Below are 12393 nucleotides of genomic sequence, written 5' to 3'. Positions count from 1 at the left end.
CACGTCGAACGCAGCCCCACATTTCGCAGGGCTGCTTGAACGACGTGCTGTCTTGATGTGGGGTCTTGGGGTCAGCCCTTGAAGGCGTCCTTGACATCCTCGCCTGCCTTCTTGACGTCGGCCTTGGTCTGGTCAACCTTGCCCTCGGCCTCGAGCTTGTCACTGCCGGTGGCCTTGCCAGCCCCCTCCTTCAACTTGCCCTTGGCGTCCTGCGCGTCGTGCTCGATCTTGTCGTCCAGTCCCATCGCGATCTCCTTCTCTGGTCGGTCCTTCCACCGTAGGCACGCTCACCCGCCACTCGCTGGTCAGGATTGAACCTGGACCGCTGCGGACGGTGCGGGCTGCGCCCGTCGGCAGCGACGGGGCGGCGTCCCTGGTGCGAGCCCGGTCCGGTGGCGGCACGATGACGACATGCGCCGTCGCTGGGCTTTGATTGTCGTAGGAAGTGGTCTCTGCCTGTTGTCGGTAGGCGGATGCGCGGCCTCGACGCGGGCGTCCTCGTCCGGGTCGCTGGCCTCGATCTCTGAGAGCTTGGACGAATCCGCGTCTGCTGCCGCGACCGCAGAGCTTGTCGTTGACCTGTACACCGAAGGGCAGATGCCAGCGGTGACGGCGGATGCGGCGTTGGAGGACGCGGTGAGCGCCGCCGATGCTGCTGTCCATTCGTTGACCACGATCGTGGTACCGGACGCCGAAGCGCTCGCCGTGCAGGACAGCGCCTTGATTGCTGCGCAGAGCACCGCGCGCGCAGTGGTCGCCACACGTGTCTGGGTCGGCGACGGTAGCCCGAGGGCGTCTGAGGCGGTCGTCGCAGCGCTCGAGGATTCCGCCTCGAGCCTCGAGACCGTCACCGAGCAGGTGGGCTCACTCCTCGAGGGCGGCGCGTCGTGAAGCGCCTGTTCGCGGTCGCGCTGGGGATCTTGACGGCGATCGGAGGGTTCCTCGACGCGGGCGACCTGGTGACGAACGCGGTCGTGGGCTCGCGGTTCGGTCTGTCCCTCGCCTGGGTCGTCGTGGTCGGGGTCGTGGGCATCTGCGTGTTCGCGAACATGTCGGGCCGGGTGGCCGCAGTCAGTGGGCGTGCGACGTTCGAGATCATCCGTGAACGTCTTGGCCCGAGAGTGGGCGCGGCGAACCTCGTCGCGTCGTTCGCCGTCACGTTGCTGACGCTCACCGCTGAGGTCGGGGGGATCGCCCTCGCGCTCCAGCTCGCGAGCAGCGTCGAACCACGCCTGTGGATGCCGGTTGCTGCCTTGGCAGTGTGGTTGGTGCTGTGGCGCGTCAAGTTCAAGATCATGGAGAACGTGACCGGTCTGCTGGGGTTGACCTTGGTCGCGTTCGCCGTGGCCGTCTTCCTGCTCGGACCTGATTGGGGAGACCTCGCGGCATCTCTGGCGCCTACCTCGGCGCCGGGCAGCGAGAGCGTGGCCGTGTACTGGTACTTCGCCATCGCCCTCTTCGGGGCGGCCATGACTCCGTACGAGGTCTTCTTCTTCTCCTCCGGCGGTGTCGAGGAACGCTGGACCGTCAAGGACCTCGGCACGACCCGTCTCAACGTCCTGATCGGTTTCCCCTTCGGCGGGATCCTGTCGATCGCGATCGCGGCGTGCGCGGCGATCGTCCTGCTTCCTCTCGGCATCCAGGTCGACTCGATGTCACAGATCGTCCTGCCGGTCGCGCAGGCCGGCGGCACGCTGCTGCTCGCCGTCGTGATCCTGGGCATCGTCGCGGCAACGTTCGGCGCAGCCCTGGAGACGGCGCTGTCCAGCGGGTACACGATCTCCCAGTACTTCGGCTGGTCCTGGGGCAAGTTCCGCCGCCCTGCACGAGCCGCACGTTTCCACCTGACGATAATCATCGCCCTCCTGCTCGCGCTGGGCATCCTCGCGACCAACGTCGACCCGATGGCGGTGACTGAGTACTCCGTCGTCTTCTCCGCAGTCGCCCTGCCCCTGACCTACCTGCCCGTCCTGGTCGTGGCCAACGACCCGGAGTACATGGGCAAGCACGTCAACGGCCGCGCGACCAACCTCCTCGGCACGGTCTACCTCGTGCTGATACTCGTCGCTTCCCTCGCGGCGATCCCCTTGATGATCATCACGGAGGCCGGCGCATGAGCACTCCCCCACCGAACCCGCCTCTGGCCCCGGAGCCCGCGCAGGCTGGACGCGTCCTCGACGCCCGCCTGCACGTGCTGGACCGCCAGGTCCTGGACGTCGACGGCGTCCCGGTGACCACCGTCGACGACCTCGAGCTCGCGCCCGTGGACGGCGCCGATCAGGACCACCCGGGCCAGCGCACGACGATGCTCACCGCGATCCTGACCGGACCCGCGTTGGCAACCCGCGTCTTCGGCGGTCGCCCGCCCGCCTCACGCTGGGTACGGCTCCCCTGGTCGGACGTCACGGATGTCGGCACAGCCCTGCACCTCGACGTCGAAGGCGCCTCGCTCGACGCGACCTGGACCGAGCGCTGGGTCCGCGACCACATCATCGCCCGCAGTCCTGGAGGACGCCATGATCCTGGGTGACCTGCTCGACGCCGCCGTGCGCGACCAGAGCGGCCTGCTGGTCGGCTACGTGAGCGACGCCCGCCTCGTCCTCGACGGCCCGCCGCCCGCAGGGCACGAGTCGAGCCTGGCCGGAGCCAGGCTCCACGGCCTGATCATCACCCCCCGGAAAGCAGGTTCCTTCCTGGGATACGAGCGCACCGGCGTCGGCGCACCGTGGCCCTTGGCCCGGTGGCTGCGATGGCGCCACCGGGGGACCTTCCTCGTCCACTGGACCGACGTCGTCGCCGTCCCCGACCCCGAGGACCCGGACCGCGTCGAGCACGAGAACCTCGTCGTCATCCGTGACGACCACCAGCGGCACGACCCGGCGCTCCGGCCCACCGGCGGGCCCTAACACTCAGACGGCCAGTCGCGCGAGGCCGCGATAGCGTGAAGTTCTGGCGTCGAGAACAGGCACCCGCCCGAACGCGGTCCTCCGCCGCCGAAGGAGCCCCATGAAAGCCGTCGTGCTCAGCTGCACCCTCAAGCCCTCCCCGGCCGAGTCGAACACCGAGATGCTCGGCAGCGTCGTCGTCGAGGCGCTGCGAGAGAAGGAGGTCGAGGTCGACACGATTCGCATCGTCGACCTGCACGTGCCCCCGGGCGTCGAGACCGACATGGGTGAGGGCGACCAGTGGCCGACGGTCCACGACAAGATCCTCGCCGCCGAGATCCTGATCGTGGCCACCCCTACGTGGGTCGGCCACCCGTCCTCGATCGCACAACGCGTCGTCGAGCGCATGGACGCGATGATCAGCGAGACCACGCCAGGCGGAGCACCCGTCGCGCTGAACAAGGTCGCCGGCGTGATCGTCACCGGCAACGAGGACGGCGCGCACCACGTCATCTCCGAAGTGTCCGGCGCCCTCTGCGACATCGGCTTCACGATCCCCGGACAAGCATGGACCTACTGGAACCAGGGCCCCGGACCCGGCCCCGACTACCCGAAGACCGGCCACGGCCACGAGTGGTCCCATGACACAGGGCGCACCATGGCCCACTACCTGCACAGCGTCGCCACGGCCCTGCAGAGCTCCCCGGTGCGCCCCTTCACGAAGTAGTTGACCCGCCACGCTCGAAGACGTGCGCGTGCAGCACGTCCAACAGGCCCGAGAGCACACGAAACTGCTCGTCGGCCTGAACAACGAGCCCGTCGAGGTCTCCCTCGTGCTCGGCCGTGAGTCCCAGCCGGGAGCTCTGTGCCCGAAGGGTCTGCCATCCGCTCGACTTGCCCGTGATGGCGCCGCGTAGCAGCTCGACCTCGAGCAGGGCGCTCAGCGGCGACGCGGAGCGCACGTGCCCGTTGAGCTTGAGCCGACCGGCCCGCTCGGCGATCGCCGCACCGACGACCTTGTACCTCCTCAACGGGATCCCTACCAGCTCTAGGCACCGCAGCAGCCACTGCCGCTCCTCCTCGAGCTGCGAGACGAGGGGGGTGATCGCCGTGCCGACCACGGTCCCGTCGTACGCTCGCGCCATGCGGCGAACGCGCTGGACCCCGACCGTCGCCCCGGCGACGTGGTCGTTGAGATAGATCGCGAGCAGGTGGGTGTCCAGCGCGTCGGTCATCGCGGCTCACCTGCCTCGCTCGCCGCGGAACGCCGAGCTGCGGGGTCGAGGACAACCTTGATGCAGCCGTCCTGCTTCTTCTGGAAGAGGTCATACCCCCTGGGAGCGTCCTCGAGCCCGAGTCGATGGGTCCGCAGGTCCAGGACCCCCAGAGGGTCTGCCTCATCGGTCACCAGAGGCATCAGGTCGTCGATCCAGCGCCGGACGTTGGCCTGCCCCATGCGCAGCGTGACCTGCCGGTCGAAGAGCTCCATCATGGGCAACGGGTCCTTCGCCCCGCCGTAGACGCCAGAGATCGAGACCGTCCCGCCGCGGCGCACCAGCGCCAACGCCGTGAGCAGCGCCATCAGGCGGTCGACACCCACCTTCTCGTTGATCGCGCTCGCGACAGAGTCGGGCAGAACGCCGGCCGCTCTCTGCGCGAGGGCAGCTCCCGGCGACCCGTGTGCTTCCATCCCAACGGCGTCGATCACCCCGTCAGCGCCCCGGCCATCGGTGAGATCCAGGACCGCCCCCGCGACGTCGTCGACGACCGAGACGTCCAGAACCTCGATGCCGTGACGTCGGGCCATCTCCAGCCGTTCGGGCACGAGATCGAGGCCGATGACCCGCACCGCACCCCGGTGGCGCGCGACCCGCGCGGCCATCTGGCCGATCGGGCCGAGTCCCACCACGACCACGCTGCCCCCCGGGGGCACGGCTGCGTACTCCACCGCTTGCCACGCCGTGGGCAGCACGTCGGAGAGGTAGAGGTACCTCTCGTCCGGCCCACCCGCGGGAACGACCACCGGCCCGTACTGCGCCTGCGGAACACGCAGGTACTCTGCCTGCCCGCCGGGAACCTGCCCGTACAGCTTGGTGTAGCCGAAGAGCGCCGCACCTTTGTCCTGGGCTCGGACCTGCGTCGTCTCGCACTGGGACTGCAGCCCGCGGGTACACATCCAGCACGTCCCGCACGCGATCCCGAACGGCACCACCACGCGGTCGCCCACCTTGAGCCGGTTCGCTGCTGATCCGACCTCCTCGACGATGCCCATGGTCTCGTGGCCAAGGACGTCGCCAGGATCCAGGTACATCCCCAACACCGAGTACAGGTGCAGGTCGGAGCCGCAGATCGCTGTCGAAGTGACCCGCACGATCGCGTCCGTCGGTTCCTCGATCCGCGGATCGGGCACGTCCTCCACCGAGAGCTTCTCTCGACCCTGCCATGTCACTGCTCGCATTTTCTGTTGCCCTTCTTGTCGTCTCGTGTCGTTTTCGCGACGGGTGTGCGGGCGTCTCACGCACTCGTGCCGTTGCTGTCCCCGTCGGGTCGGTCCTTCGTGGTCTGCGCGGCCTTGCGGATCGCGGTTCCGCGCTCGACGTCTTCCCGTAGTTTCTGGGCACGCTTCTCGCTTGCCCGGGTGTCGCGCGGTGGAAGCTGGAGGGTCTCCTCGGCGGCAATCCCTCCCTCGAGCTCTCGAGCACGCTCGAGCTCGGCGTCGAGCTCGGCCCCGAAGAGCAACGCAAGGTTCGTGATCCACAGCCACAGCAGGAACACGATCACACCTCCCAGCGCACCGTAGGTCGAGTCGTAGGAGGCGAACGTCGCGACGTAGAACCCGAAGCCGATCGAGGCGAGGACCCACACGAGGATCGCAACGATGGCACCGATGCTGAGCCAGCGGAACCGCGGCTGTCGGACGTTCGGGGTGGAGTGGTAGAGCACTGCGACGATCAGGACCACCAGGAACAGCACCACCGGCCACTTGGCGATGTTCCACACCGTCACCACTTCCGACCCCAGTCCGACCGCCTCGCCAATCGCTCGGGCGACCGGCCCGGAGATCACCAGGGCGACCACCACGACGACGGCCATGAGCACCACCGCGGCGGTCACGAGCAGCATCGCCGGCCGGAGCTTCCAGACAGGTCTCCCCTCGTCGACCTCGTAGATGCGGTTCATCGCCCGCCCGAAAGCACCCACGTAGCCCGAGGCCGACCAGAGAGCAACGACCACTCCGACCAGCAGGGCAAGGCCTGCTCGGTCGCTACCCCCCACGATCTGCTCGACCATCGGCGTGATCGTCGACATCGCGTCTTCAGGGACCACGGATGACGCGATCTCGAGAACATTGCGCGCGATCTTCTCGCTGTCCCCTACCAGGCCCACCACCGAGACGATGGCCAGCAGGGCCGGCGCAGACGCAAGCACCGCGTAGTACGTCAGTGCCGCCGCCAGGTCCAGGCACTGATCGCGGGAGAACTGCCGGACGGTCGTGCGGCCAACGTGCAGCCATGAGCGCCTGTGCAGATCGGTCGGCGAATCAGGCTTTCGCGCGTCGTCCGGCTCGGGGGCGCCGCGGGGCTGCACCGACGGCGAACCAGAGGGGGCCATATCACTCTCCCTTCCAGTAGTGGAAGAGCCGTGGTGCCCCGGCGACGACCGCCGGGGCACCGCAGCGGTTGGCGAACGGTTGTTCAGTCCTCGGTCGCCGAAGCCCGGACGTCGGACGCGGCAGCCTTGCCATGCTCAGCGAGCGACCCCGCCGCCTGCTTCGCTGCGTCCTGGACAGCGTGGGCGCTCTCCTGCGCGGGGTCCTTGAGATGGTCCGCGACGCTGCCCGCAGCCTCCTTCACGTCGTCCACGAGCGGCGCGGCAGCGTCCTGGACGCGGCTGGCCGCTCGTTGCTCGGTCTGGCTGGAGGGCAACAGGCTCGCAACCACGAGCCCGACCCCGAACGCCACAAGGCCTACGGCCAGGGGGTTGCCCTCGGCCCGGTCGCGCACGGACGAGGCTGCCGACGACACGCCCTCCGCGGCAGATCCAACTGCCCCACGAGCGCTGTCGGCGACCGAGGCCGCAGCACCCGTTGTCGAGTGCGCGGCCGTCTCAGAGGTACCCATCACCTTGCCCTTGACCGAGGAGAACGAGCGTCGGACGCGGTCGGTCTGCCGGCGGGCGATATGGGTGGGGCTGACCTTGTCGCCAAGCGCGTCCACGTCGTTGCTCAGGTCGGTACGGGTCTGCTCGATCTCGTTCCTGAGCTGTTCCGGATCGGTGCTCATGAGTTCTTCTCCTCGTGTCCTTGCAGTGCGTGGGGAATCTTCTTCATGGAGTCGACAGTCTCGGGAAGGCCTTTGACCTTCTTCATCTCGGACCGGCCGACGAGGGACAGGACGGCGGCGACGACCGCCCAGATGGCAGCGACGACCAGTGCGGACCATCCGTGACCGATCTGGGTGCCCATGGCCCACCACAACGCGATGGACAAGAAGAGCAGGACCATGTGGCCGGCAACGCCTGCCCCGGCGAACATCCCCGCGCCCTTGCCCGCCCGCCGGGCCGACGCCGTGGCCTCGACCTTGGCGAGCTCGACCTCCTGGCGCAGCAGGGTCGAGATGTCCCGTGTGACCTCAGCGAAGAGCTCACCGACACTTGCCTGTCCAGCCACATCAGCGGGCGTCGTATCGCGGTGCCGCCCGTCAGGACCGGGCATGTCGGGCGCTGACGCCCACGTCCCCGGATCAGAGGCGTTCGACATCGGTCTCACCATGCTTCGCGACAGGCTCGGATCCGGCATAGGTCGGTGCAGATCCCGAGGTTCCGCTGCTCAGGGAACTCTCCTCGGGCGCCCAGCCCGCACTGTGGGCCCCGGTGAGGTCATCCGTCGACGGCGTGCCGGACATCGAGGAGGTCCGGGTGTCCACCGAGGGGCCCGGGGAGTCCTCGGTCGGGGTCCCCTCTGACGGCGAGGCGTCCTTGATCCCTCGTGCGAGGCGCCCGACCAAGATGCCGGCCCCCGCGGCGAGGGCGATAAACAGCCCGGGACGGCGGCGCGCGAAGTCCTTGACCTCGCGGACGATCGAGCCCGGGTCACGCTCGTCCAGCCAGGTCGCGACGCGCTCGGTCGTCTGGGAGACCTGCTGGATGAGGTCGGTGGCGTAGCCAGGGTCCTGGCTGTTGCTTGCCATGCTCGAGAGCTCGGTGCTCAGCGAATGCAGGCCCTCCACGGCACGCTTCTGCTGGGACTGGGCTTGAGTGTCGAGCTCGGAGCGGGCCTGGTCCGCGAGGCTCTTGACCTGCTTCGTGGCCGTTCCGGCCACGTCGGACGCCTTGTCTCGGGCATCGTGCGCGATATCTCCGAGCGAGTGCGCAGCCTGGGAAGCACTGTCCTTCGCTCGGTCCTGCAGACCCGGGCTCGTCTCGTCCTGGTGTGTGTCCGGTTCGAGGGTGCTCTGGTGCGTGGTGGGAAAATTGACGCCAGATGGCGTCCGGTTGGGGAAATGGCTCTCGCTCATGGACTTCTCCCATGGGATCTCCCCATCGACCGTTGCCAAGAAAGATCTCGGCAGGAGTCGGCGAGGGGGTGAGCCTTGTCGGCCACCAACCACAGCGTGAACAGGTCTGGCGGCCCGGTGCGACGACAAGGCTCCCGGTGCGGCCACTTTCTTGACCTGACCCGACCGTAGGCCTATCTGCACCACTCGCCACTGGGGGCGCACCCAGCATCGAAGTCGAGCAGGTGTAGGGCGAGGTGCTTGGCGGGTTGGCGGATCTAGCCTCTGTGGCGGACCGACTGTGACGAGCTGGACTACGGATCGGCAGTCCGGTGGCAGGCGGTACCGGTTCCCGCTTCCTGAGACCCCGGCACCACCAGACGGAAGCCGCGGCCCCCGCATGCCTCACGCTCGCCCTGGTTGGGGTCACTCACCATCTGAGCGACCACAAGGCCTCTGGCACGCAGCCTCGGCAGGGCTCGACCGCTAGGGAAGACCCTGACGAGGAGCCTTGAGCACCCAGCGACCGGCGCCAGCTGGAGTCTGCGTCGCGTCGCCTAGTCGTCGGAGCGGAATCCGTTGATCTTGTGGGTTCCGTCGCAGAACGGCTTGATCGCCGACGCACCGCAGCGGCAGAGGGCCACCGTGCCCCGTCTGGGCTCGACGGAGTTCCCGCCCGCGTCGACGATGGTGGGGCGGCCGCGGATCAAGAGGGGACCGTCGGGGCACAGCGTGATCAGCAGATCCTCGCCACCCGGGGTGGATTCAGCGCGCATGGTTCACCGCCCCGACTGGGACGGGCGTCAGGGTGGTGGGCCCGGGGAGCGTGTGTGTTCGGATCCATCGTTCGGAGTGGGCTGCTGTCCGCAGCCGAGTTCCCGAGTAGCCGATCCCGCCCGTCAACCGGTGCGCCAGCGCCATCCATGAGCACATGGCCCGCTCCGCGACCCAGGCGGGCGCGAAGGCGCTGCATTGCCATGGGAACCGTGCGGTGCCCCCGGCCAGCCGTCGGCCTCGCTCAGCGAGGAGCACGGCGGCGGCCGCCAGCGCGACCAGGCGTCGTGGGCGCCGCGCGGCCCAGATGATCGTGGGGAGCAGCGCGAGCTCGATCACCAGGCGAAGGGGTTGAGCCTGGCTGTCGTAGGCCTGGCGGACGCGTTGGGAGAAGAAGCGGGAGGTCGAGGGTGGGTGACGCTCCACGAACAGGTCGTGGGCGCGCAGCTCCCGTCCCCCTGCGGCTCGAACCGTCCGGATGAGCTCGAGGTTCTCGAACAGGACGTGCGTGTCGTACCCGCGGGGCAGCACCTGGGGCCGCAGGGCCAACGTGCCGGGGTAGTCGCCGCCGGTGGCCCGGTTGATCAGCATCCGCGCGGTGTCCCAGCGGGCGTGCCAGGGCAGGGGCCGGAAGAAGTTCTGCGGGCGGACCAGCTCTGCGTCGTCGAGCAGGTGCACCACGCGTTCGAGCCCTGGCCGGTCGTAGCGCACGTCGTCATCGGCGATGACGACCCGTGGCGCGGTCGTGGCGCGCAGCCCGTCGACCACGCCTACGGCCTTGCCGTTCTCGCCAGGACCTATCGGGCGCGGTGCGATGTGGGTGAGGTAGCCGGACCATCGGGCGTGGTGGGCGGCGAAGACGTCGGGGGGCGATCCGTCGATCACGACGACGTCGATCCAGGTGACGAGGCGCTCCAGGTAGCTGGTGAGGTCACCTTCGTCGGGTCGGTCCCAGCGCAGCGGCAGAAGGTAGACCGCCTCGTTGACGGGCACGGCAGGCGTGGTCATGCGGGGCCCGGGGAACGCAGTGCGGAGGCCTGATGTTCCCAGGCGTCCAGGGTGTTCCCACCGGCCCAGCCGTCGACGGCCAGGCAGGCAGCGGCTCCGAAGAGGATGTCGGGCAGAAGAGCAGGTTCCTGGGCGGCGAGGCGTCCGGCGAGGTCGCGTCCGGCGATCTGTTCGTGGACCGCGTCGGCCTCGACGTGCTCGTCGAAGTACCGAGTGGTCGTGGCGTCATGTCCCAGGCGGCGGAACCCGTTGCCGTACAGCTTGTTGGGGATGGACGAGGTCATCTCGAAGGCCGCGAGGTGACCGACGATCGCCCCGCGCAGGCGACGGTGCAGTCCGAACATCGACATCATGTTCAGCGAGGCGAGGGTCGAGGCCGGGACGAGATCGACGTAGGCACCGTAGGTGTCATCCAGCCCCAGGCCGCGCATCGCCTGGGCGAAGAGTGCGGAGTGCATGCGCTCGGGGCGACCGTCGCCGTACTCGTCGGCCTGGATCTCCACGAGGGCCGCCTTCGGTGCCCCGCTCAGCCGTGGGATCGCCCAGGTGTGTGGATCGGCCTCCTTGAGCTGGTAGACCGACCGCAGGATGAGGAACTCGCGCAGTTGCTCCTCGGTGGCCTTCTTCGCCACGAAACGCGACAGGCTCGGGCCACCATCGTCGGCGGTCATGGCGAACAGGGCCTCGGCCACCGACCGGGCATCGCTGCGGTCGAGCTCAGGTGGCGTGATGCGGGAACGGAGGTCGGCCTCGAAGTGGTCCTCCAGCACAGCGCGCGCCGCCAGGAGGCCCGGGTGCCACTCCCACCGGTCGTCCACGCCCTCAAGCCCCCGGTAGTGCAGCTCGTAGAGGCACAGGAGCGTGTGCTGCAGATCCTCGTCCTGCGTGGCGTACCCACCTGTCGTCCGCAGATGATCACCGACTGCCTTGCCTAAGGCCGAGGCGTCGGTGGCGTTCGGGGGCTGGCGGAGCGTCTGGATCAGTTGCTCACCCATGGGGCCGCGCGCGGACGGCACCTGCAGGCGTCCGCTGTCCACGTCCCGCGACTCGACGGCGGTCATGACGTCAGCCCCGGGTGGTCACAGACGTCAGCGCTGGTTGTGGTCATCGTGAGCTCTCCTGTGGCGCGTCCAGTGCAGGCGCACGCACGACCGCTTGTGAGCGGGCGCGCCCGGATGCGCTGGTGGTTCGACGGCGCCTTGGCTCGACCCCTCCTTCACGCTAACCGAACCCTCGGCCACTGGCAGGACAGGGACAGGTGCCCTTTCGTGCGACGAGGAACTTCGTCCACGACGAACAGCGTGCACGTGTGCGCGATCGCGCATCGACGCCCCCCGGGATGAACTCAGGCAGCTTCGCCGGGGCGGGTCCGGGACGTTGGAGGCCCCGCGGGTCGGGGTACACCGATCAGGGTGTCGACGCCGGGCGAGACAAGCACGAGGGGCTCAACCTGTGGGGTGGGTAGGCCCATCACCTCGAAGACGTCCGTGTCGAAGTGGTCCAGGCTGGCCCGTCGCAAGGGCCATGGTTGATGGGTCACCGGGACTCGCCACACGTGCCCGCCGCGGACCGTGTAGGCGTTCCACCGGCCGGTCAACTTCCCCTCCAGCTCTGTCGGTGCACTGATCGGCGCGCCGGCTCGGACGGCCACTCGCAGGCGCAGGGGTACGGCGTGCCGGGCGGGGCGGGCGTCATAGGTCATGCCCCCGCCCCCCACAGGCTGGATGGTCGCCTCGGTGCGGTGATAGGGCAGCCCGATGGTGCGCATCGCGGCGTTCATCGCTCGACGTGTGGACCACAGGCCGAGGAACCACAGCCCGTCGGTGCCGTCCTCGTGGCGCACGTAGGTCCGCAGGTTGACCTCGGGGAACGTCGACCAACCCGGGAGCGCGGGCAGCGGCGGAACGCGCAGGTCCTGCATCAAAAAGGGGGTCAGCCCGATCCACGCGGCACCCTCGTACGTCTGTACGTGCAGCCCACGGGGTAGTCGTTCCTGGATCAGGGCGGGTGCTACGGGCCAGTGCAGGAAGGTCAGTGCTGACCAGCGCTGGGCGTTCACGGGCAACCGGATCGTGTTCTGCGGCATCGGACCGCTCATCGCGCACCTCCTCGCCAGGCCGGGCAGGGTGCGTCCGCTTTCGTGGTCGACGCTCGCCTCAGCCGTCGTCGGTCTCTCGTCCTTCGCTGTACGGGACGATCAGCGGCTCACCGAACCCGGCGATTTCAGCGAG

The 12393-nt window shown here is 68.7% G+C and carries 16 protein-coding genes; 5 read left to right on the top strand and 11 right to left on the bottom strand.

The genetic code is table 11. The annotated features are described in order from the left end of the window. Positions 1-71: 71 nt before the first annotated feature. Positions 72-245, bottom strand: a complete 174-nt coding sequence (locus ACFWGN_RS21130) for a CsbD family protein (protein WP_377619712.1) — start codon at positions 243-245, stop codon at positions 72-74. A gap of 286 nt (positions 246-531) precedes the next feature. Between ACFWGN_RS21130 and ACFWGN_RS21125 the strand changes: the two genes are divergently transcribed. From ACFWGN_RS21125 to ACFWGN_RS21105, 5 genes are all read left to right on the top strand, one after another. Then, positions 532-891 carry a hypothetical protein gene (locus ACFWGN_RS21125; protein WP_377619710.1) on the top strand — a complete coding sequence of 120 codons (360 nt, stop codon included), beginning with the start codon at positions 532-534 and terminating at the stop codon, positions 889-891. After that, on the top strand, positions 888-2117 hold the full coding sequence (locus ACFWGN_RS21120) for an Nramp family divalent metal transporter (RefSeq protein ID WP_377619708.1): 1230 nt from the start codon (positions 888-890) through the stop codon (positions 2115-2117). The genes ACFWGN_RS21125 and ACFWGN_RS21120 overlap by 4 nt, the downstream gene beginning before the upstream one ends. After that, on the top strand, positions 2114-2530 hold the full coding sequence (locus ACFWGN_RS21115) for a hypothetical protein (protein WP_377619706.1): 417 nt from the start codon (positions 2114-2116) through the stop codon (positions 2528-2530). Before ACFWGN_RS21120 ends, ACFWGN_RS21115 begins: the two co-directional genes overlap by 4 nt. Then, positions 2517-2906 carry a PRC-barrel domain containing protein gene (locus tag ACFWGN_RS21110; RefSeq protein ID WP_377619704.1) on the top strand — a complete coding sequence of 130 codons (390 nt, stop codon included), beginning with the start codon at positions 2517-2519 and terminating at the stop codon, positions 2904-2906. The genes ACFWGN_RS21115 and ACFWGN_RS21110 overlap by 14 nt, the downstream gene beginning before the upstream one ends. Positions 2907-3006: 100 nt before the next feature. Beyond that, the gene (locus ACFWGN_RS21105; protein ID WP_377619703.1) at positions 3007-3612 is read left to right on the top strand and encodes a flavodoxin family protein; all 606 of its coding nucleotides are present in this window, start codon (positions 3007-3009) and stop codon (positions 3610-3612) included. Here the strand turns inward: ACFWGN_RS21105 and ACFWGN_RS21100 are convergent. From ACFWGN_RS21100 to ACFWGN_RS21055, 10 genes are all read right to left on the bottom strand, one after another. Next, positions 3602-4120, bottom strand: a complete 519-nt coding sequence (locus ACFWGN_RS21100) for a hypothetical protein (protein WP_377619701.1) — start codon at positions 4118-4120, stop codon at positions 3602-3604. The genes ACFWGN_RS21105 and ACFWGN_RS21100 overlap by 11 nt on opposite strands. Continuing rightward, a complete protein-coding gene (locus ACFWGN_RS21095) occupies positions 4117-5343 on the bottom strand; it encodes an alcohol dehydrogenase catalytic domain-containing protein (RefSeq protein WP_377619699.1) in 1227 nt (408 codons plus the stop codon). The genes ACFWGN_RS21100 and ACFWGN_RS21095 overlap by 4 nt, the downstream gene beginning before the upstream one ends. 56 nt (positions 5344-5399) lie before the next feature. Next, a complete protein-coding gene (locus tag ACFWGN_RS21090) occupies positions 5400-6497 on the bottom strand; it encodes a YihY/virulence factor BrkB family protein (protein ID WP_377619697.1) in 1098 nt (365 codons plus the stop codon). 83 nt (positions 6498-6580) lie between these two features. Continuing rightward, a complete protein-coding gene (locus tag ACFWGN_RS21085) occupies positions 6581-7168 on the bottom strand; it encodes a DUF3618 domain-containing protein (RefSeq protein ID WP_377619695.1) in 588 nt (195 codons plus the stop codon). After that, a complete protein-coding gene (locus ACFWGN_RS21080) occupies positions 7165-7599 on the bottom strand; it encodes a phage holin family protein (RefSeq protein ID WP_377619730.1) in 435 nt (144 codons plus the stop codon). Before ACFWGN_RS21080 ends, ACFWGN_RS21085 begins: the two co-directional genes overlap by 4 nt. 28 nt (positions 7600-7627) lie before the next feature. Next, entirely contained in the window at positions 7628-8206 is a 579-nt protein-coding gene (locus tag ACFWGN_RS21075) for a hypothetical protein (RefSeq protein WP_377619694.1), read from the bottom strand. Positions 8207-8937: 731 nt separating this feature from the next. Further along, on the bottom strand, positions 8938-9156 hold the full coding sequence (locus tag ACFWGN_RS21070) for a CDGSH iron-sulfur domain-containing protein (RefSeq protein WP_377619692.1): 219 nt from the start codon (positions 9154-9156) through the stop codon (positions 8938-8940). Beyond that, entirely contained in the window at positions 9146-10162 is a 1017-nt protein-coding gene (locus tag ACFWGN_RS21065) for a glycosyltransferase (RefSeq protein WP_377619690.1), read from the bottom strand. The genes ACFWGN_RS21070 and ACFWGN_RS21065 overlap by 11 nt, the downstream gene beginning before the upstream one ends. After that, complete coding sequence (locus ACFWGN_RS21060; protein ID WP_377619688.1) at positions 10159-11223, bottom strand: iron-containing redox enzyme family protein; 1065 nt, start codon at positions 11221-11223, stop codon at positions 10159-10161. The genes ACFWGN_RS21065 and ACFWGN_RS21060 overlap by 4 nt, the downstream gene beginning before the upstream one ends. A 284-nt stretch (positions 11224-11507) precedes the next feature. Continuing rightward, positions 11508-12260: a YqjF family protein gene (locus ACFWGN_RS21055; protein ID WP_377619687.1), complete on the bottom strand. Its 753-nt coding sequence runs from the start codon at positions 12258-12260 to the stop codon at positions 11508-11510. Positions 12261-12393 lie beyond the last annotated feature (133 nt).

The sequence above is a fragment of the Oerskovia sp. NPDC060338 genome (assembly GCF_042726295.1).
GTDB lineage: Bacteria > Actinomycetota > Actinomycetes > Actinomycetales > Cellulomonadaceae > Oerskovia > Oerskovia merdavium.
The sequence above is the reverse complement of the archived record's forward strand: the minus strand, read 5'-3'. Positions and strand labels throughout refer to the sequence as shown.

Excerpts from the sequence above, each read along its gene's own strand:
- ACFWGN_RS21130 (WP_377619712.1), bottom strand. The coding sequence starts at position 245 with ATGGGACTGGACGACAAGATCGAGCACGACGCGCAGGACGCCAAGGGC.
- ACFWGN_RS21115 (WP_377619706.1), top strand. The coding sequence starts at position 2,114 with ATGAGCACTCCCCCACCGAACCCGCCTCTGGCCCCGGAGCCCGCGCAG.
- ACFWGN_RS21110 (WP_377619704.1), top strand. The coding sequence starts at position 2,517 with ATGATCCTGGGTGACCTGCTCGACGCCGCCGTGCGCGACCAGAGCGGC.
- ACFWGN_RS21105 (WP_377619703.1), top strand. The coding sequence starts at position 3,007 with ATGAAAGCCGTCGTGCTCAGCTGCACCCTCAAGCCCTCCCCGGCCGAG.
- ACFWGN_RS21100 (WP_377619701.1), bottom strand. The coding sequence starts at position 4,120 with ATGACCGACGCGCTGGACACCCACCTGCTCGCGATCTATCTCAACGAC.
- ACFWGN_RS21095 (WP_377619699.1), bottom strand. The coding sequence starts at position 5,343 with ATGCGAGCAGTGACATGGCAGGGTCGAGAGAAGCTCTCGGTGGAGGAC.
- ACFWGN_RS21090 (WP_377619697.1), bottom strand. The coding sequence starts at position 6,497 with ATGGCCCCCTCTGGTTCGCCGTCGGTGCAGCCCCGCGGCGCCCCCGAG.
- ACFWGN_RS21085 (WP_377619695.1), bottom strand. The coding sequence starts at position 7,168 with ATGAGCACCGATCCGGAACAGCTCAGGAACGAGATCGAGCAGACCCGT.
- ACFWGN_RS21080 (WP_377619730.1), bottom strand. The coding sequence starts at position 7,599 with ATGCCCGGTCCTGACGGGCGGCACCGCGATACGACGCCCGCTGATGTG.
- ACFWGN_RS21070 (WP_377619692.1), bottom strand. The coding sequence starts at position 9,156 with ATGCGCGCTGAATCCACCCCGGGTGGCGAGGATCTGCTGATCACGCTG.
- ACFWGN_RS21065 (WP_377619690.1), bottom strand. The coding sequence starts at position 10,162 with ATGACCACGCCTGCCGTGCCCGTCAACGAGGCGGTCTACCTTCTGCCG.
- ACFWGN_RS21060 (WP_377619688.1), bottom strand. The coding sequence starts at position 11,223 with ATGACCGCCGTCGAGTCGCGGGACGTGGACAGCGGACGCCTGCAGGTG.
- ACFWGN_RS21055 (WP_377619687.1), bottom strand. The coding sequence starts at position 12,260 with ATGAGCGGTCCGATGCCGCAGAACACGATCCGGTTGCCCGTGAACGCC.